Raw genomic sequence first — 19640 nt, forward strand, 5'->3', positions numbered from 1 at the left:
TGAAGTGTTTGCTCACTTATTTGCTTATGCTGCCCCATTAATCCACTAACAGTGTAATCGGCATTTACATCTAAAACGCTGTATTTGAAAGAAGTAGAGGCTGTTAAATGAAGGTAATTCGCAGCTTCAGCTTGAACTTCAGCGCTAATATTACTGTGTTGTAAACAATAGGCATTTAGCCAACTTAAATAAAGTAGACCGCGCTCATCTGTGCTATTAAGTGTGGTATTAGCTTGGGTTAGCTCTTTGCTAAACCCCTTACTATTTGCATCACTATTAAACTGCTCGGCGAGGTTTTTAGCTTGCTGAGATACTATAAACAGAGGCTCATCTGCACTTTTTTGCTGCGCCAATTGCTTAATTAAATATGCTGCGCTGAGCTCACTTGATAAATTACTAAAGTGCACAAGCATACGAGGTATCGTATTTAAAAACTCGCTGATATATTCACTCAGTTGAGATGTTAAAGCGCTAATAAAGTTAATTGCACCAAAGTGCGTTTCCATCAACAATGCATTTTTTGCTTGGTGATAAAAAGTAGCCAACTGTTCTGCTGACAATTGTGCGCTGTAAAGCTGCGCTACTACCCTACAACTCACTGGGTAAATGAGTAAATCAAGGGTGCTTTTTTGATTAAGTAAAGACTCTATTATTGCGCTTGCGTCATGATCGTGAATGCCCTTTTCGTAACCTTCTTGGTAACGGGGCTCTGCAAATTTTTGCACTACATTTAAAAGCGTACCGTTGTCTTTAGCTTGCTGTAATTGTGTAAATGTAAGTGTATGCTCACTATTTTCGCAGGCTAATAAAATTTGCGCAGCTAAATATTCACCACGATAAATAGTGCTGTTTTCAGACACGAGCGCTTGCTGCCACAAGTGACGGCTTTGCGCTAATGTTTCAACACTTTTTGCGTCGGTAATCGGCTCAAAGTAATCGGTCCCTGTTAAATGCAGCATTAGCTGCTCATCGCGAGGCAGTAACGTTAAATCAAGTAATTGCTTATTAACACTAAATGCGTGTTTACCTATACTTACCGTATTACCGCCATCGGTAAATATATCTTGTTTATCTCGTAATGAGCGAATGCCCTGATCTTTGCTTGCTTTTAGTTTTGACTGAATATCATCGGCACGTATTTCGTCGCCAATATCTTTTAACTCTTGCGTAAGTGCACGTAACTTACTGATCATCGGATCAGCTGCAAAGTAGGTGTTTAACGCATCTAACTCAGTGAAGCTTTGCGAACGTCGATTAACGCCCTGTAAAATACGCTCTGCGGCATTTGCTAAATTAAGCGCACGTCGCTGACGCGCATCAATTAAGCTTTGCTTATGTGCTTCAAAGCTTTCGTAAACGTCCTCTCGCTTGGCTATTATTTCGCTGAGGTATTCATCAAAATCGCTAAATTGCGACTCGAGCTCTTCTAGCTGTATTAGCAAACGCGATAATTGATCGTCACACGCCTCAGGGGTTTTTGCATTATTTAATGCATTAGTAATACTTTGTGAAAATAGTTTAAAACGAGCGGCAAACTCAGCTTTAGCCTCAACACTGCCTAAGCTTTTTTGACGTATTTCTATGCCTGCTTTTGCCCTATTAACTAACGCATATACACCGCTAATATCTTCTAAAATTTGAGTGCGAATACGGCTATCGTCTATGTCTAAATCAAGCATTGTGTGGTTAAGTAAATCAAGTTCCACACTTTGTTTATCAAGCTCGGCAACATAGGTTTTAAGTTCGGTTACGCTTTCACTCTTAGCACTTAACTCTTCGAGCTCTTTTAACTTGTTATGATACGGTTCGAGTGCTGTTGATTGCTGCAAAAAAGCTGCAGTAGCTTGGCTTACACCGCTCAAATGCCCATCTACATCAGCTTGTAACTGGTTAAGCGCATCTGTGTCTATGTACTTAATATCTTCAAGGCTGATTATTTGCCCTTTTAGTACTTTTAACGCGTCTATTGCCGTAACAAATTCAGATACTGCTTTAAAGCTATCGGGGCGGACCTCTCGTGTTACTTCTGTGTACTGTTTAGTTATATCTGCAAGTGCTTGCTTAGCTTTGTTCTGTATTTCAGTTACTTTTTCAAACTCATCAAGTACTTGTTCAGCTGTCTCAAAAATACTGTGCAAGCTTTGCGCTATGTCAGCAAACTCATTTTCATTAAGCCAATGATAGCGATCAAATATATTTCGACTCAGCGATATCATATCTTCGTAGTGAAACAAACTTGGGCTTTGCTCGTTAATCGCTTTGCATACACTATATAAATCTGAAATACCGCGTACTAAATCGGGGTTACCAATTTTTCCAAAAAAACTCGTTAAAGCAGGTGCATTGGCGGCAAACTCAGCTGATACAAATGGGCTTTGCCATATTTGGATTGGGTGTACGCGTTCAGCTTGTTCGTTATCGGCTTTGAAGGTTAACGCTATGCCATTGTTGTAAATACCATAACCGTGACAGTAAATCGGGTTTTGTAAGTTTTTATCAATAATATTGTAAGCAAATAAAGCATAGCGTCCTTCGCTTGGCTCATAAAATACATACAATACATCTTCGCCATTGGGCGATTTAACTTGGCGATGAAATTCTAAATCATCAATTTGTTCTTCAAATGAGCGAGCCTGTCCCGACTGCAAATAGTAACCACCGGGGAAAATAATACCATGGTCCTCAGGCAGCGTAACACATGCGCTACCAATGGCATCTTGGCGCATGACCTGCAAAGTGCGGCTGTTAAAAATAAAATAGCGCCACTGCTTTTCTCGGTATGGCAAAATTTTAAGTAAAATCAAGTCACCAACTTGCGCGTATTCAACCTCGCTATCAGCAAGCGATTGGTTTTTATCTTCAACAGGTTCTTGATGAATGCCTTCGCCGGTTTCGGTGCTGTTTTCTATTTTTATGGTGAGTGTGCCACCAATGGTTTCAACAAACACGGTATCGGCAATATTTATATGACCGTGACGCCCTTCAACATGGTCACTGCGGTCTGTTTGTTGCCATTCAAAATCATAATCGTGTGCGTGCTTTATATCGCGTTCACCGCGATTATCAATATAATGAATAGTGTTATCTGGGTGTATCTCCCATCTAAACACTCGCACGTCAGAGAGCTTTTCACCAATCTGAAACAACGCAAATAACTTGCCGTTTTGCTGATATAGGTGCTGCAACTTAGTTTGCTTGTAGTAAGTATAAAGCTCTTCAAAATCGCGAATAAAACGAGTATCGGTTAAAAATAAGGTTTTTTCTGGGTAGGGTTCAATCTCAAAGTGGTCCTCTTGCTGAACCAATTTGTGCACACTAAATACATCATCAATTGAGGTTTCTTTTTTCAGACCCAAAAACACGTTGTAAGCAAAAATAACCTTGTCGCCCACAATAACAATATCGCGAGGCGTACAATTTTGATCGGTTCGCGCACGCACACGCCCTTTAACTTGAAGCTCTGTGCTACCAAACTCGTTAATGCGCGAGGCATTAACTTTATCTGTTTGCGTTTTGAGTGTTACGCCAAAATTATTTAAACGACGCTTGATTAAATCGTACGATCCCTGCTCTAAAGCATGTTGTGTTGAGTCCGTCATTAAACCTTTCCTGCAGTATTACTTTTGTATGTGTGATCAAAAAAGCCGTAAATTATAAATTACGGCTATAGATTGAGAGGAGTTAGTCTTGCGGGTCGAGTTTTATTTTCTCGTCAAGGCCGCTGCCCATATTGCTCCCTAGCATACTTAGTAATTGGCTTTTTTCAGCCGCTGTGGTGTTACTCAATTGCTTTAATAATTTACTCATATTAAGGTTTTTCATAGTTTCAGCTGAGCCGTTAGCGCCCGCTAATACTCCTTTCAAATCCTCAATTAAATTGCGATCGCCATTTAAGTGATCTTTAAATACAGTTTGTACTGTTTTGCTTTCATCTACTAAACCATCTATTGATTTACCTAAGCTAATAGCACTCATAAACTGGTTAAAGAACTGGCCATCGCCGCCCATAATATTAATATCGGCATCGCCTAGTGCTTTGCTCATCACTTGAGCTTGATGCTCTGCTATATCTTTGCCTGCCTCAATTTTAGCCAGCACTAGCTCTTTTTGCTGGTTTAGTTGCATTGTAAAGCTTTCGTAGTCACGGGCATCTTGGTCCATCGCATTTAGCGCCTGTAGTTTTTCTTCAAGACCTTTGGCCTCAGCAAGCATCTTACGCTCAAGGTTAATGGCTTCAACTTCACCTTGTTTCTCATTCGCATCAGCCATGGCTGTTTGTACTTGTGCTTGAGATAGCCCTATTTCACGGTTACCTTGTGCTTCTGCTTCTAATTTTTGACGCAATACTTTAGCGTCTACTTCACCCTGCATTGCGTTTGCTTGTGCTTTAGCTGTTATAACGTCAGCTTCAGCTAAGCCCTGTGCTGCGGTTTCAACTTGGTGTGCCTGGGCAAGTATCTTTTTAGACTCTGCTTGCTGGTTAGCAATGCGCAGTTCTGCATTGGCCATTGTTTCAAGTTCACGGGCTTTAAATTCAGCAGCTTGATCTTGCGCTTTAGCAGCTTCAATATCTTTAACTAATGCTTCTTCTGCTTCTGCTTTAGCTCGGATTATAATGGCGTCTTTTTCACGTTCTGCACCTGCTAAAACCTGCACATCTTTAATACGCTCTTGCTCTTCAGCTACCGATTTTTCTACTATTACGCGATCGCGCACTACATCAGCAATTTCTTTGCGTTCTACTTCAAGTGCTTTTTCTTTGTTAATACGTAAAATTTCAGTTTCTCTTTCTCGTTCAATCACTTCTATTTCACGAGAGCGTAAAACTTTTTCTTCCTCAATACCCAGTACTCGCAGTCGGTTTTGCTCTGCAATATCAAGTTCACGCTGCTTATTTTGCTCGCTAATTCCAATTGATTCTTCAGATTGAATTCGAGCCTGCTCTGATTTTAAACGCTCTTCGTGGCGTACTTTTTCAGCTTCGGCGTGTTCACGCGCTTTAACGGTTTCAATTTCACGCACTTGACGCGACATCGCATCTTGTTTTTGGCGTTCTATTTCAAGTGATTTCTCAGTGGCTTCTTGGTTTTGAATTTCTACTTTTGCGCGCTCATCACATTTTAATTGATTGGTTAATACATTTTGCGCTGCCGTCATTTCGGTAATACGACGAATACCTTCTGCATCAAGTATATTTTGTGAATCAAGCTTTTCAATCGACGTTTGCTCTAGGTAATCAATAGCGACATCTTCAAGCGTATAGCCAGATAAGTCCTGCCCTATCACTTCTTTAATGTTGTCTCTAAATTCGTTTCGGTGAGTAAATAACTCAACAAAATCCATTCGCTTACCAACCGTTTTAAGTGCCTCTGAAAACTTAGCTTCAAATAATTCTTGCAGCGTTTCATGCTCTGATGCACGTGCACAACCTACTTGCTTTGCTACACGTAAAATATCGTCTTTGTTTTCATTAACACGAATATAAAACGTAATGGCGATATCGGCACGTATATTGTCTCTACAAATCAAGCCGCCTTTGTCTTTACGTTCAAGTACCATGCGCTTTGTTGAAATATCCATCACTTCCATTTTATGGATAACAGGGTAAACAATGCCACCGGTAGTGGTAACGTCTGGCTCACTTTTCATTTTATTTATAATGAGAGCTTGGCCTTGTTCCACTTTGCGATAAAACTTGCCAACAATTAACAAAATAGCAAAAATGACCGCTATCGCTATACCTACAAACGTTAATATAGGTAGTAAGTTATCTAAAAATTCCATGTTATGTCCTAACGTAATTATCGATTTATTATGTGTTATTTACAGCAAAAACGGAGTTGTGTTACCAAGGTTTGGCAGTAACAATATAACAATGCTGCTTTTTTATATGCTCAAGTAATATTACCGTATCACCTGCGCTGAAGGGGTATTCGTCATGCGATCTAATTTCAATGAGTTGCTCAGTGCCTTGAAAATTAACTCTGCCTTGACCAAACGTTGGCGTCACCTTTCCAGTAACAACCGTGCATTCAAGACCCAATAAGTCGCTACTGCGAGAAGTTTCTACACTTGAGAAAAAGCGTTGTAATGGTTTTGAAATAATAACTGCAATTGGTAAAGCAATAATCGCGCTTACTACCAGCATCGCTAAGCCAAACACATAAAATAAAACACCATCACCAAGTAGGTAAGCAAAAAACTTATGTGCATAAATACTAATTAGCCAGCTAATCATAACCACTAAACTAATTGATACCGTAATAGGAATACTGCCAAAACCAAAGTTTGACGCTGAATGGGCGCTATTTGAATTAGATGAACTGGGCTCTATGTCTAAATCAGATTCAAACATATCAATGTCAGCAAAGCCTAATAAAGTGATCACCCAAAAAAGGATTACAACCAAAAGCAGGGCCGTGAAAATAATGGTAGGAAACGTAAGTGCTAAATTCAAAAAGTCCATATTACTGCTATCCATCTGTATTAATACATTTACACAGTATGATTTTTACCATTTTGAAGAGAGTTTGTTAAGTTTTTTATAATAATTAGCCACTGGTTTATAAAGAATTGTAAATAGCTCACCTCTATTTTAATTACCTCATTATAAACCCACTATTTGTAGGCATTTTTCAACGGTCAATTTAGCTCACTTACTTTTAGATTGAAGTATTCTATCTGCACGTATGACTTTTTAACGATAGCTACTATATCACTGCAAGTTACACCGATAATAATGACGACGATCAATACAATATTCGCTTCGTGGCCCAACTTTAACAGATACAAAAAAGCCGCCTTACTAGTTAAGCAAGGCGGCTTTCATATTAAAACACTTATGAGCTTACATATTACCAAGCTCAATCATCATTGCGGTATACATGCGTAAATTAAGCTCTAATTGCTCAAGTGTAATAAATTCATGCTCAGAGTGGCCTGTATAACGTTTTCCTGGCATTGAAGGTCCAAACGATACTGCATTATCAAATAGTTTTGCGTTAGTGCCTCCACCAATTGATACAAAATCGGCTTTTTCGTCGCCGGTAAAGTGCTTAAATATATCAAGTAGCTTTTGCGCATGCGGCGCATTGTCTAACAGCATAGGATTACCTATCACTGTATCTATACTCTCGAGTGTAACTTTATTGTTAGCTTGCCATTGATTAACGGCTGTCTCTATTTGTTGCTTTAATACATCTTCACTTTTACCAACAGGGCGACGAGCATTAACAGCTAACGTTAGCTTATTCCCGCTGCGCTCAATGACGGTTGGGGCTACGGTCATTGGGCCCATAAAGTCATGCTTATAGGCAATATCGCCAAACTGCTTACCGTGAAGATCTAACCCTATCAGTTGATTTACAAATTTAATAAGCTGTCCATCGCTATTGTTTTCAAGTGCGATTCCATCAAATAGCTCGGCTAAATGTGCAATGGCGTTCACGCCAGATTCGGGCTCAGAAGAATGGGCAGACATGCCCTTTACATTAATGGCAATGGCGTTATTTTTTTTACTAAAGTTAAATTCAACTTGATTTAGTTGCTTGGCTCTTGTTTTTAGTTGGTTAACTAGCGCATTGTTTGCATTATGCAGTACTAAACTTGCATCTTCTGGTATTTGGCTTTTGAAAGCACCACCAGCAAGGTCGCTTACATACACTGCTTTTTGATCTGATATGGCATTAAATGTAGGAGAAATTAAGCTCCAACCTTTTTCAGCAACCACTACCGGGTATGATGCATCAATGGTTACTGCATACTTTGGTTGCTCGTATGTTTTCATGAACTCAGTAAGTGGGCCCCAATCAGACTCCTCAGCCAGATAAATCATCAGCTCAATGCGGTTATCAAGCTCAATACCTTTATCTTTAATCGCTTTCATGGCGTAAAGCGCAGTAGCGATAGCGCCTTTGTCATCTTCGGTACCACGGCCTACTAATTTACCCGGCTCTGAGGTATCAATAATAAAGGGGTTTTGCTTCCACTTACTCGCATTAGCTGGCTGCACATCACCGTGTGTTACCACTGTTACCTTGTCTGTTTGTTTACCCATGCCAATAAGCACAGTGTAACCAAGGTCTTGATAGTCGAACCCAAGCTCTGCAGCTTTCATTTTTAATACCGATTTAAAGTTAATAAAATCTGGGTTTTGTGGTGCGGGTATTGAATCTTTATTTACTGTAGGAAAAGCAACTAAGTTAGTTAGCGTGTGTACTTGTGCATTTTGGTAGGTATCTACAGCGTAATCGGCAACATTATCAATATTTTTATGTAACTGTGCGTGCGCGCTAAACGCGAACAAAAGAGCACTTGCTAAAGCTAACTTTTTCAAAACTTATTCCATTTAATTAATAACTAAGGGCTTTAATTATAGCGCCCACATAGCATTACAAATAGCGCTTTGCGGTAATTTAACAAACTATTAAGTGTAAATATTTATATGGCGGCTTTAATATGGATAGCGGTATAATAGGTGGCTTAAAATAATTGGGGTAAATCAGTGTGAATCGTCGTAAAAAAATAGTCACAAAGTTTCAAAAGAAAGACAAACGCGCTAACGCTAAATTACACAAAAGTAATAAGCCCGCGTATATATCAAAAGCTGATCGTGAGAAGCTAGAACAACAAGCAGAACAACCAACCCAAATTGAACAAAACCAAGAGCAGCCGTAATCTGCTCTTAGTTGTAAATTATATAATCACCTTAAAATGCGACACTCATCCCTATATTAAACGAACGCCCCTGCCCTGCGAGCTGCTCAAAACCCGTGCTTTCGCCTTTTTTAAGCTGCGCAATGCTCACCCCACCAAGCGGTAATTGATAGTACTCGTCAAATAAATTACTCACTTGTGCACTTAACGTTAAGTCGCCCCATGACGCTTTTGAACCTAAATTTACAATGTTGTAGCTATCGGTTTGGTTTTCTAATCGGTTGTTATCGACGCGTGTTTTAGCATCATTCCATTGCCACGACAGCGTATTTTCAAAGCGGCCGAGTTGATGGTTAATTGCAAGCTTGGTATGCAGTGGTTTTATTTGATAAAGCGGCTGGTTGGTATCATCTCGCTTTGCACGTGTATTAGTAATATTGGCATTTAATTGCCAATTACCGAGTGCTTTAGATTGATGAATATTAGCGGCTAAATCTAACTTAACCCCATACAATACGGCATCCGTATTAGTAAATTTAAGTATGTTACGTGTTGTGTTTTCTAAGCCAAATCGATTAAAAGACCTGACGAGGTCTGCATCAATGTAGTCAGATGCATTGGTATACCAAATGTTAGCACTTACTTGCCAGTCGTCGTTTTGAGCCGATTTAATATAAGTAGAGCTTATTGTATGCGCGGTTTCTACTTCTAAATTTTGGTTGCCTATATAGCCATTGCCATCACCGTACCAACCAATCATGGTGGTTGCCATATTGCTCACACCCCAGCTGTATCGCTCATACAAATTAGGTGCTCTGTTTTTGCGAGCAAGACCAACCTGTATCTCGTCAGTATGAGTAAGCTGATAATTAAGTAATACACTGATATCAACCACCGTGTCTGATTTATCGTTCTCTTTGCTATTAAAAGCAGCAGCGGCACTTGCGTTACTAGGCTGCATTGGCATGGCGCTCATAGTCATCATTGCCATACCTTCGCTATATGGCTGAACATCGTCAGCACGAGTATTTACATGCTCAACACGTATACCTGAATTTAACCACAACTGAGTATTTATTTGGCTCTCAAATTCTGCAAATGCTGCAATACGCTTACGCTGACCATTATTTATATTAATGTAATCGTTAGGGCCCATCATGGCGGAACCTTCAACAGCAGACCACCAATCATCAATTCGGTAATCATAAAATGCTTGCCCAAGTAATAGGCTGCTATTGCTATCTAGGTTTAAACGCCATTTAATTTGAGAGCTTATATCGCGCGCATCGGTATTCATTGGCATCATGCCTGTTTTTTCAGCGCTAAAAAAACCCATTTCGTGTTTAACCTCATGCCAATTAAGTTGGGCTTCCAATTCACTGTTTTCCAATACACGCTTGTACTGGGCCGTTGCGCCATAACTTGTGTTATCAGTCATATCCATATACTGATTAGCAAAGCCCTGATAAGGTATTTTTTGATGTGTAAGCTTAATTACAAACTGTTGTTTTTCGTCTCGTATTGCTGCAGAAAGCGCATGGTTTTGAACGCGATATAAGGTATCTAATACCAAGTCTCCATTTCCGTCGTCGTAACTTTTGGCATCACTAAACGCACCTTGGTAATTAAAACTCAGGGTATTGCTCGCAATACGTGCTCCTACCCCCACTTTTCGCGCATTGTTTACGCTATTATATTGAGCAGATACATAGCCTGAGTGCCAGTTAAGCTCATTACTTTGGCTATACTGTGGTGAAATAGTATTTACGCTTATCACCCCTGCAATATTATCGCCACCGGCACTTACCGCTGATATACCCGCAATAACATGATAAGCCGTAATTTGATTAGCAGAAACATACGAAAGCGGAGGGTTCATATGATTAGCACATGCCGCTGTAACATCAGCCCCATCGACCAATACTTTTACTCTATCGCCCATCAAGCCATTTAAAATAGGCAAGTTAGACACCCCACCTGCAGCAGAAAAATCCACACCTAAATCATTTAGTAATGATTCTGCAGAACCAAGTGCAAGATGTTTATTTTGCGAATGTCCATGAACCTCAATAACTTCTAAAGAGGTGTCTTCTGCAAAGGCTGCTGAAGAAAACATGCTGCCTATAAAAAAAGCCAAAGGCGTTAATAAATATGTGTTTGGAGTGTTGCTTAAATCTGCCATTTTATAATTATGCCACTGTAATAGTTGGACTAATTATAATTCGTGAGGCTAGAATAAAAGCGCGACAAATTGTCGCACTTTGCTCATTTTATTTTAAATATGCCTGCGTTATTCATCATCAAAAATATCTTCTATTTTTAATTCAAATAACCGCGCTACTTTAAACGCCAGCGGTAAACTGGGATCAAACTTACCTTTTTCAATTGCATTAATGGTTTGGCGCGATACATCTAATAATTCAGCTAGTTTAGCCTGTGTTAGATTTCGCTCAGCCCTGAGTACTTTTAAGCGGTTTTTCATTCTTCGCCCTCATCACAGCTGTAGCGTTTGTTAAGTATCTAGGTGCTAATTAAATAATATAAATCGTATTTATTTAACTCTATCTAATGACTTAGCCTGTCGCTTCACTTAAACTAATTGCTTCAAGTTTTTCTATATTCATTTCATAAATTTTTGCATTTATAACCCATAGTGCTTTTTTGCTCTGGCGTTACTTTTTTATATTTAAACATCTAATTCAAAGGGGGTTTATGAAACCTGATGTTACATCTATACCCAATCAGCTAAATAAAACGGCTATTTTAATTGTGCTGGCGTTAGGCACCTTTATTTTAGGTTTATCTGAATTTTCGATGATGCCAATGTTGCCCCTTATAAGCGAAACATTTGATACTACACCTTCTCAAAGTGGTTATGCTATAAGCGCGTATGCTATAGGCGTAGTGGTTGGTGCACCTGTGTTAATGCTTACAACGGCTAATATGCGAAAACGAAAAGCACTGCTGATTTTTTTAAGTTTAATGTGTGTATCTAATGGGCTTAGTGCATTGGCTACGTCGTTAGAGCAGTTAATCATATTTAGGTTTTTGAGTGGATTGCCTCATGGCGCTTATTTTGGTGCTGCCATTTTGCTTGCATCTGATATTGCGCCGCAAGGTAAACGAGCCAGCTTTATGTCAAAAGTATTTATGGGATTAACCATTGCAACTATTGTTGGTGTGCCCGTTGTAACATTGGTAGGCCAAAATTTAAGTTGGCGTTACTGTTTAGCTGGTGCTGCAGCGATTGCTTTTGTTGCATTTATTTTAGTTTATAAAGTCGTGCCCAACATAGATAACGCTAAACCCTCTAACTTATTAAACGAGTTTGGTGTGCTCAAAAACAAGCTCGTATGGTCAATTCTAGGCATTGTTATTATTGGCTTTGGTGGTGTGTTTTGTATTTATACCTACATTGCTGACACCATTTTAGATGTAACAAATACAGCGCCTTATACTATCTCAGTGGCAATGGTAATGTTTGGCATTGGCTGTACACTGGGTAATTACGTTTTAGGAAAAGCTGCAGATAAGTCGGCAATAAAAACTACAGGCTTTGCGCTTGTATGCACCATTATTTTTGCATTTGCTTATGTTACGGCAAGTTATAATATTTGGGTGCTTTATGCGGTTATTTTTTTCATCGGTTGTAGTGTCGGTTTAGCGACATTAATTCAAAGCCTACTCATGGATGTAGCACCTGAAGGTCACGCGATGATAGGCGCATTAGTTCAATGTGCATTTAATACAGCAAACGCAATTGGCCCGTGGGTAGGTGGAATCGCTATTGCCAAAGGGGCTGCGCCAAATCAAACTGGCTATGTCGCTGCGGCATTATTTTTAGGTGGCTTAGGAATGTGGTTGCTGAGCTATTTACAACTTAATAAGTCACCCAATTTAAACACAGTTAATTAATCACAACACAAAAAGAGCGACTGATAAGCCGCTCTTTTACTTTCATATCAATAAATTTTTACGAATCTAACGACGCCATATCAATGACAAAACGATATCGTACATCTGAATTTTCCATACGTTCGTATGCAGTGTTAATTTCGTCAATGTTAATCATTTCACACTCAGGTAATACATTGTTTTCACCACAAAAATCGAGCATTTGCTGCGTTTCTGCTATACCACCTATAAGTGAACCTGCAACCTGACGTCGTCCCATTAATAATGGCACTGTATTTAACTCTTCAACAGGCCCCACTTGACCAACAATAATTAATGCTCCATCTATGTCTAATAGCGGTGTATAAATTGATAGGTCGTGCTTAACAGGCACTGTATCAATGATCACATCAAATGCTGACTGTGACTCTTTCATTTCGTCATCATTTGTTGAAACTAAGTAATGCTGGGCACCAAGTTTAACAGCATCTTCTTTTTTAGATTCGCTTCGGCCAACAACAGTTACCTCAGCCCCCATTGCTACGGCATTTTTTACCGCCATATGACCTAAGCCACCCAGGCCTACAACTGCAACACGGCTGCCTTTTTTAACGCCCCATTTATGTAGTGGAGAATACGTAGTAATACCTGCACATAACAACGGTGCTACGCGTGAGAGATCTAAACTCTGTGGTATTGAAAGTACAAACTCTTCACGAACTACAACATGCTTAGAATACCCGCCTTGGGTCATTTCTCCGGTTTCTCTGTCTTTACCGGCATAAGTGCCAACCATGCCCTCACGGCAAAATTGCTCTTCATTATTGTCGCACTGATCGCAGCTTTTACATGAATCAACCATACAGCCTACGCCAACGGTATCACCTTCTTTGTATTTTTTAACATCGCTACCAACCGACTTAACTCTGCCAACAATTTCATGGCCTGGCACGAGTGGGTATTTTACACCGCCCCAATCGTTTCTAACGGTGTGTAAATCTGAATGGCACACTCCGCAGTATAAAATTTCAATTTCTACATCGTTATTTCGTAAATCGCGGCGTTCAAACTCAAACTCTGTAAGCTCAGACCCTTGGCTTTTTGCTGCATATCCTACTGTTTTCATCATAACTCCATAGTTGTTTAAAAATTTAAAACGCATTGAGTATGTACTTTGAGGAGTGAATACAAACTGAAAAGCAGCCACAAAAAAGCCCAAATATTATTTGGGCTCAATCACATGCTACTATTTAAGGCAGTGTTACTTAGTAAGCTCTGCGTTAATTTCGTCAATTAAAGTATTAATACGCTCGGCATTTTTACCTAAATCGCTGCGACCAACACGAGATTTACTTCTTATATCAACAAAGCGCTCAGTACCTTCATCAACAATACGAACAACAACATCGTCTTTAAAACCAAACCACGTTGTGGTGTCTGTTGCTTCTATTAAACCAAGTGATTTATTAGCGCTTACCAATTCCCAGCCTAAATTTTTAATTGCTTGCTCGGTTGCTGCAATTAAATCACTTTGCGACTGTGCAAAGTTAAGTGTTGTTAGTTCTGGGTAAGCTTTACGTTGTTGTACCGCGGTTTCTTCCCCTGCGTATTCAACTGGGTTTGGTGCGTCAGCGCGAAGTGGTGCTATAGCAACAAATTTAGGCGGGTTAACCAAGTCGGTTGAAATATCATGAATTGGCGGCACATTTTTGGCTTTATTCATCATGTTAAGCGGCATAGCAATAGCAACCACAGAAAATACTACAGCAACGATAGCACTACCAAATGAAGCGGTTTTACGCATAAATATTAACTGCACTAGCAGTAAAACAAGTGCTGCACCACCCACATACACGCCGTATCTAAAGCCTGTAAAAGCAAGGCCTAAATCAACCACGCCATACTTGTATAAAGGGCCAGGTAATACAACCAGTAAAAAGGCGATTAAACTCACCAAGCTGACTAAAATCTTCATTCTTGTGCTCCATTTTGTGTGTAATTGTTATTTTGTAAACAGCACTTATACTGCACGTGCTTGATTTTGGTTTACCATTAGCAACTAATTACATAAAAAAGTCCAATGTTGTGCGATCAAAGTTAGTCAGATTAGGAAAAATATCGCTCAATTCAGATGATGGAACGCCAAACCATTGCGCCAATGAGGCAAAGTATTGCTCATTTGCCACGCTTGGGATGAGCCTGCCACTGCCAACGTCTTGCGGGCCGTCTAAATGCTGCGTTAAAAATTCACCATAGATATCGCCTCCTTTAACCGCTCCTCCCATTACTAGTTGATTGCCAGCCCAACCATGATCGGTGCCATCACCATTTGAGGTCAGCGTTCTACCAAAGTCCGACATCGTAAAGGTCGTTACTTTGTCTGCCATATTTAGCTCTTGCATTGCGCTATTAAATTCGCTCAAGCTTTGCGCTAATGAATTTAACAAAAGCGGGTGAGTTTCTAATTGGTTGTCGTGGGTGTCAAACCCGCCCATTGAAACAAAAAACACTTGGCGCTGTGTTGCTAAAGTAGACTGCACACTAATTGCTTTTGCCACTGCGGCCAATTGCTGAGAAACACTAGAATCGCTGAATGTTGTTATCAGCTCTGGGGCAGTCTCTAACGCATTGTTCATAGTTTGAGTATTGTTAATAGCCGAATTAAAGCTTTTTGCATAAGCATCACTAAGCGGATGATGAGTATTGCCCATTATACGATTCATAATGTTAGTTACGTGGTCTGTGCGTGGTTGATAACCGCCAAATGCATTTATACGACTAATCCCACTTTTATTTAGTGCAAACGCTTTTGTTTGGCTGCCTGTTTGCCACAGATTAGTTCCATCTAACGACACATTGGCAGCAAACTGATCCTGCTGATTTAAGCGCTCTAACAAACGTGCTCCCCAACCACTGTTCAGCGACTGTTTTTCACGGCCATACATCCAAGATGCTTGCTGATCATTATGAGAAAATAAGTGCTTAGGTAATGCCACTGAATTATTTTTGTAATCGTTATAAGTTGTTGGCGCAAGCAAGGTACCCACCCCACCAACAAACGCTAAATTAGATTCATTAAAAACACGTTGAATAGGCGACAATGATGGGTGCAACCCTACACCACCTGCAAATTGGGTTGCAGTATTTAAAGTAATTGGCGATGCAACAGCTAAATTTTGTCGGCTTTGTTCGTACAAGCTACGCTGCTCACCTTCAAGGGGTACCAACATGTTGAGTGAATCGTTACCGCCGTATAAAAAAATGCATACTAGTGCTTTGTAGTCGCCTAGTTCAACTGCATTAACAGAGCCTGTAAGCGCTTGTAGTTGCAAACTAGTCAGTGCGGCTGCCGATACACCGCCTTTTAAACATAACGACAAAAATTGTCTTCTATTAATGCTCATTATGTCTCTCCTAGTACTGCAAATTAAATTCAGGTGAAATAGCAATCATATAAAGTAAATACGATACCCGTTCGCGATATTGATCGTCATCAAAATAGGCATCTAAATCTAATAATGCTTGGCGTGTGTCACTACTCATAGAGCCTGCAAAATACAGTACGTTGTATTGATCGAGTAAGTAGTTAACCCCATTGTTTTGCAAGGTATTCATATCGTTAATGATGTAAACATAAATACCGCTTGGATTTAAATCGGTGTGCGCCTCTGCAGTACTCCACACCAAATCGGCAAAGTGCTCGTTCATGGTGCCTATAATCGTTGCATCGCCGGCTATTTGTAGCTCAGGAGCCACTAATGAATTTGTTCGCAACTGAGCAGGCTGGTAGTCAGGTCTAAAAAAGTTAAACACCGAACTCGACTGCATAGGTCCTTGCCCATATCGGTCAACTAAATTCCATGTTTTGTAATAACCTTCGGGTGACCTTACGTTTAGGTTTCGCCAAAATTGGACTGTTTTAAGAAGCGGTTCTTTTATTTTACCTTGGTAGCTCAATACACTGCCATAATGACGAGCTTCATTATCTAAATATATAGCTTTTACTACTGCTGCTAGATCACCTCGAACGCCTTCGCCATTATCATTAAACACACTGGCAATTCGCTCTACATATTGCGGTGTAGGGTTTGATGTAATTAGTCGTTGTATTAACTGCTTACTGATAAAAGGCGCTACATTTTGATGGTTAAATAAATTATCAAGCGCTAGTTGTAACGACTCTTGCGCACCATACCCTTGGGGAATAATGTCGCCGTTTAATAACGTTTTTTGCTTTTGTGAATGGTACTCTTCAAATGCTTGCATAGGCGCAACATAGTCGCGACTTTTGCGCTTAAATGTTTCACTGCCTGCAAATGTCCACCCTGTAAATACACGAGCAAACCCTTCTATTTCTGCTTGGCCATACGTTGCAATAGTATTACCGTTAGCGTCTAATTTAGCGGTACCGTCTTGGTTTAGCTCATCAAGCCCGATAGTAAATAACTGCATAACCTCACGGGCATAGTTTTCATCGGGGCGAATATTAAGTGCATCATCGGCCTTTTCGTTACCCAAATGGCTAAGATAAGTGCCCATGATTGGCGATAAAGTTACCGCCTCAAGTAAATCACGAAAATTACCAAATGCATGCGTTAGCAGTAAATCGTAATAGGTCACCATGCCTTCTGGCTGAGAGCGTAAATCGTTATTGAGATCAGACACTACAAGTATTTCACTCAGCCCAAAGGCCACGCGCTGGCGTAGTTGATCGTCGCTTTGCATTACGGCTTTCCACCACGCGTCTATTCGGCTTATATACCTAAAATCTTCATCGTCATTAGTAAACACCATATAGTCACGATGATAGTTAATGGGCAATGCCAGTTGGGCATCAAGCCATTGCAGCTCACTTTGACCTTGCGCGTTTTGTATTTCTACAAGCGTTGGCCCCATGCTTCCTTGATGCAACAACCGAGCTGCAGAAAATGCATCCATGCTATTGCGGGCAAAAAAATTGACCGTTTTAACGGTAGTGGCCCCTTCGTTATCGGTCGCGGTAACATTAAACGCATACTCTGAAGGCGTGTAAGTTAATGCATCAGCCAATTTAACGCTAACTGAGCTTGCGTTTACTGGCTCACTTAACACAGTAGGCCCCGAAGTTTGTTGCCAAATTACACTTGCGATGCTGCCGTCAGCATCGCTGGCTGTTGCTTTTAGCTCAATAGTTTGGCTTTTTATGATATCACTGGGTAAGCCCGACAGGGTTAAAGAAGGAAGTTTGTTACCATTAACGGTTGGGGTATCATCTGAGCCAGAACCACCGCAGGCACTAAGAAAAAAGACTGAGCTTACTATCAAAACTAATTTATAATGCATGTTAAATCGCCATGATATTTTGGTTTAAGTAAGCAATTGCCTACTTAGTTTAATGCATTAATTGAAACACAAAATTTACATTTTTTCCTTTTATTTTTTGTAATCGAAACTTGACTAACGTTCAAAATTGCACAAACTACGGGGGTTAAACAGCCAGAGACTCACATATGAAAACAGAAATTAGTTATCGTTTTGAATCATCGCAAGTGGCCAACCGTTTTTTACATGAGTTAAAAAACTGGCCAGTGAACGATGTTAAAACACGTCTTTTTAATGGAGGTGATAGCGTAAAAGTAAGCTATGATTACGACGAAACAGGCTTCGATTATACCATTGCCGAGCTTGATGATTTAGCCGAGCAACATGGAGGAAAAGAAGTTTAGCGCAGCGTAATATGTATTAAACTTTTTAGCATTAATAGTAACAATTCGCGATGGTGGTTTAATTATATTGATTTAATTAAGGCTCTGTCTCTTCCGGTGTTTTTTGCCTCGTACAGCATAACATCTGCATCTTTGATTAATGATTTGGCTGTGATGCTTTCATTATCCATAGCCTTTGCCGTTGCAAAAGCACAGCCTACACTTATAGTTAAAACATCACTTACTTTAGAGCCTTTGTGAGTTAATTTAAGCGCATTTACATTTTTTCGTAATTGTTGAGATATTAGTTCAAATTGCTCAAACGAAAGCTGGTTAAACAGCATTATAAATTCCTCACCTCCATAGCGTGCTGCTATACCATTATTTGATTTGGCGGTTTCTTTTAAAACACAGCATAGTGCTTGTAAGGCACTATCTCCTTCTTGATGACCATAAAAGTCGTTGTACAACTTAAAGTAATCAACATCAATTAGCATTAATCCCAACGTTGTTTTTTGATTGTGGGCATCATGCCACTGTAATGTGTAAATTTCTTCAAAGGCACGTCGGTTATAAATTTGCGTTAACTCGTCTATTTTACTTATTTTTTCAAGTTGTTCGTTTTGTTTTTTGACCTCTTTTATTAAGGAATTAAAACCATTTATAAGTACACGCATTTCTAAAAACTGATTTTTAAAATGAAGCGGTTGAAGGTCATTTTTAAGTAACATTAAATTGATTGCCGATGCACCATTAATTAATGGTGTAATAAAAAAACGATTAACAACAAAAAAACCTATTAAAGAGGCTACAAAAAACATTATTAAAATAATAATTAAATACAAGTCAAATAACACAGGCAACCTTTGATGGTGATGCTCAATATTCATTGTCAGTAATGGGTTACCATTTATGTCTAGCAATATTCTTTGTCGCTCAGTGGCTATTCCCTCATTTTGGATTCCACCATTTAAAACAAGTAAATTTTGTGTTGCGCTATCGTCATTTATTATTGAGTAGCTAAGTTTTACTTGCGCTACTTCTGCCATCATAGCAACTTGTGATTTCCTTACTTTTTTAATAAAAACAATACTACCAACAGGCTCTCCTGTTTTATTTGTTCGTTGAATTACGTGCGATGCAAACATAACAGGGCCATGCTCTGTTCTTAAAAAACCGAAGTGTTCTGACGTATTTTTTTTATAAGGTAGGATAGTACGGTTAGGTAAATGAGTATTTAGATCAAATTCTGGCAGCTCAAAGGATTGCTCCTGAATGTAATCAAAAGTATGCCCATAAACTTGTTTAAAGTTCATGTCGTAAATAAATACACCATCTATTTTGAGTGATTTAAAGGTATCGTCCACATAATTTGACTCAATATAGTCTTTATCAAAGCTCGTCATG

The 19640-nt window shown here is 39.6% G+C and carries 14 protein-coding genes; 3 read left to right on the plus strand and 11 right to left on the minus strand.

Annotation, left to right across the window (positions count from 1 at the left end; all coding sequences use genetic code 11):
* The 4 genes from BCG07_RS01950 to BCG07_RS01965 all read right to left on the minus strand — a co-directional run.
* Positions 1 to 3599, minus strand: a 3599-nt coding sequence (locus BCG07_RS01950; protein WP_286888324.1) for a DNA repair ATPase, incomplete at its 3' end; no start/stop codon positions are given.
* Between the two features lie 82 nt (positions 3600 to 3681).
* Entirely contained in the window at positions 3682 to 5784 is a 2103-nt protein-coding gene (locus tag BCG07_RS01955; protein ID WP_286888326.1) for a flotillin family protein, read from the minus strand.
* Positions 5785 to 5845: 61 nt separating this feature from the next.
* Positions 5846 to 6466, minus strand: coding sequence for an OB-fold-containig protein (locus BCG07_RS01960; protein ID WP_286888327.1), 621 nt, complete (start codon positions 6464 to 6466; stop codon positions 5846 to 5848).
* A gap of 381 nt (positions 6467 to 6847) precedes the next feature.
* On the minus strand, positions 6848 to 8335 hold the full coding sequence (locus tag BCG07_RS01965; protein ID WP_243531349.1) for a dipeptidase: 1488 nt from the start codon (positions 8333 to 8335) through the stop codon (positions 6848 to 6850).
* A 170-nt stretch (positions 8336 to 8505) separates the two neighbouring features.
* Here BCG07_RS01965 and BCG07_RS01970 point away from each other — a divergent pair, with 170 nt between their 5' ends.
* The gene (locus BCG07_RS01970; protein WP_243531351.1) at positions 8506 to 8676 is read left to right on the plus strand and encodes a DUF2986 domain-containing protein; all 171 of its coding nucleotides are present in this window, start codon (positions 8506 to 8508) and stop codon (positions 8674 to 8676) included.
* A gap of 31 nt (positions 8677 to 8707) precedes the next feature.
* Here BCG07_RS01970 and BCG07_RS01975 read toward each other — a convergent pair whose 3' ends face one another.
* A complete protein-coding gene (locus BCG07_RS01975) occupies positions 8708 to 10837 on the minus strand; it encodes a TonB-dependent receptor plug domain-containing protein (RefSeq protein WP_286888330.1) in 2130 nt (709 codons plus the stop codon).
* A gap of 108 nt (positions 10838 to 10945) precedes the next feature.
* Entirely contained in the window at positions 10946 to 11137 is a 192-nt protein-coding gene (locus BCG07_RS01980) for a helix-turn-helix transcriptional regulator (protein ID WP_243531355.1), read from the minus strand.
* Positions 11138 to 11367: 230 nt separating this feature from the next.
* Between BCG07_RS01980 and BCG07_RS01985 the strand changes: the two genes are divergently transcribed.
* A complete protein-coding gene (locus tag BCG07_RS01985) occupies positions 11368 to 12570 on the plus strand; it encodes an MFS transporter (protein ID WP_243531357.1) in 1203 nt (400 codons plus the stop codon).
* A 58-nt stretch (positions 12571 to 12628) separates the two neighbouring features.
* Here the strand turns inward: BCG07_RS01985 and BCG07_RS01990 are convergent, their stop codons facing one another.
* The 4 genes from BCG07_RS01990 to BCG07_RS02005 form a co-directional block, all read right to left on the minus strand.
* Positions 12629 to 13675 (minus strand): NAD(P)-dependent alcohol dehydrogenase, encoded by a 1047-nt coding sequence (locus BCG07_RS01990; protein ID WP_279388994.1) that lies wholly within the window; start codon positions 13673 to 13675, stop codon positions 12629 to 12631.
* 135 nt (positions 13676 to 13810) lie between these two features.
* On the minus strand, positions 13811 to 14524 hold the full coding sequence (locus BCG07_RS01995; protein WP_276753263.1) for a DUF1499 domain-containing protein: 714 nt from the start codon (positions 14522 to 14524) through the stop codon (positions 13811 to 13813).
* Positions 14525 to 14612: 88 nt separating this feature from the next.
* The gene (locus tag BCG07_RS02000) at positions 14613 to 15953 is read right to left on the minus strand and encodes a DUF1501 domain-containing protein (RefSeq protein ID WP_286888334.1); all 1341 of its coding nucleotides are present in this window, start codon (positions 15951 to 15953) and stop codon (positions 14613 to 14615) included.
* Between the two features lie 10 nt (positions 15954 to 15963).
* Positions 15964 to 17871 (minus strand): DUF1800 domain-containing protein, encoded by a 1908-nt coding sequence (locus BCG07_RS02005; protein ID WP_286888336.1) that lies wholly within the window; start codon positions 17869 to 17871, stop codon positions 15964 to 15966.
* A 167-nt stretch (positions 17872 to 18038) separates the two neighbouring features.
* Here BCG07_RS02005 and BCG07_RS02010 point away from each other — a divergent pair, with 167 nt between their 5' ends.
* Entirely contained in the window at positions 18039 to 18254 is a 216-nt protein-coding gene (locus tag BCG07_RS02010) for a hypothetical protein (protein WP_006791468.1), read from the plus strand.
* 62 nt (positions 18255 to 18316) lie between these two features.
* On the opposite strand, the gene BCG07_RS02015 is transcribed toward BCG07_RS02010, so the two are convergent.
* The coding region (locus BCG07_RS02015; RefSeq protein ID WP_286888339.1) for a sensor domain-containing diguanylate cyclase at positions 18317 to 19640 on the minus strand (1324 nt) is incomplete at its 5' end.

This window comes from Pseudoalteromonas sp. ESRF-bin5 (assembly GCF_002632075.1).
GTDB lineage: Bacteria > Pseudomonadota > Gammaproteobacteria > Enterobacterales > Alteromonadaceae > Pseudoalteromonas > Pseudoalteromonas marina.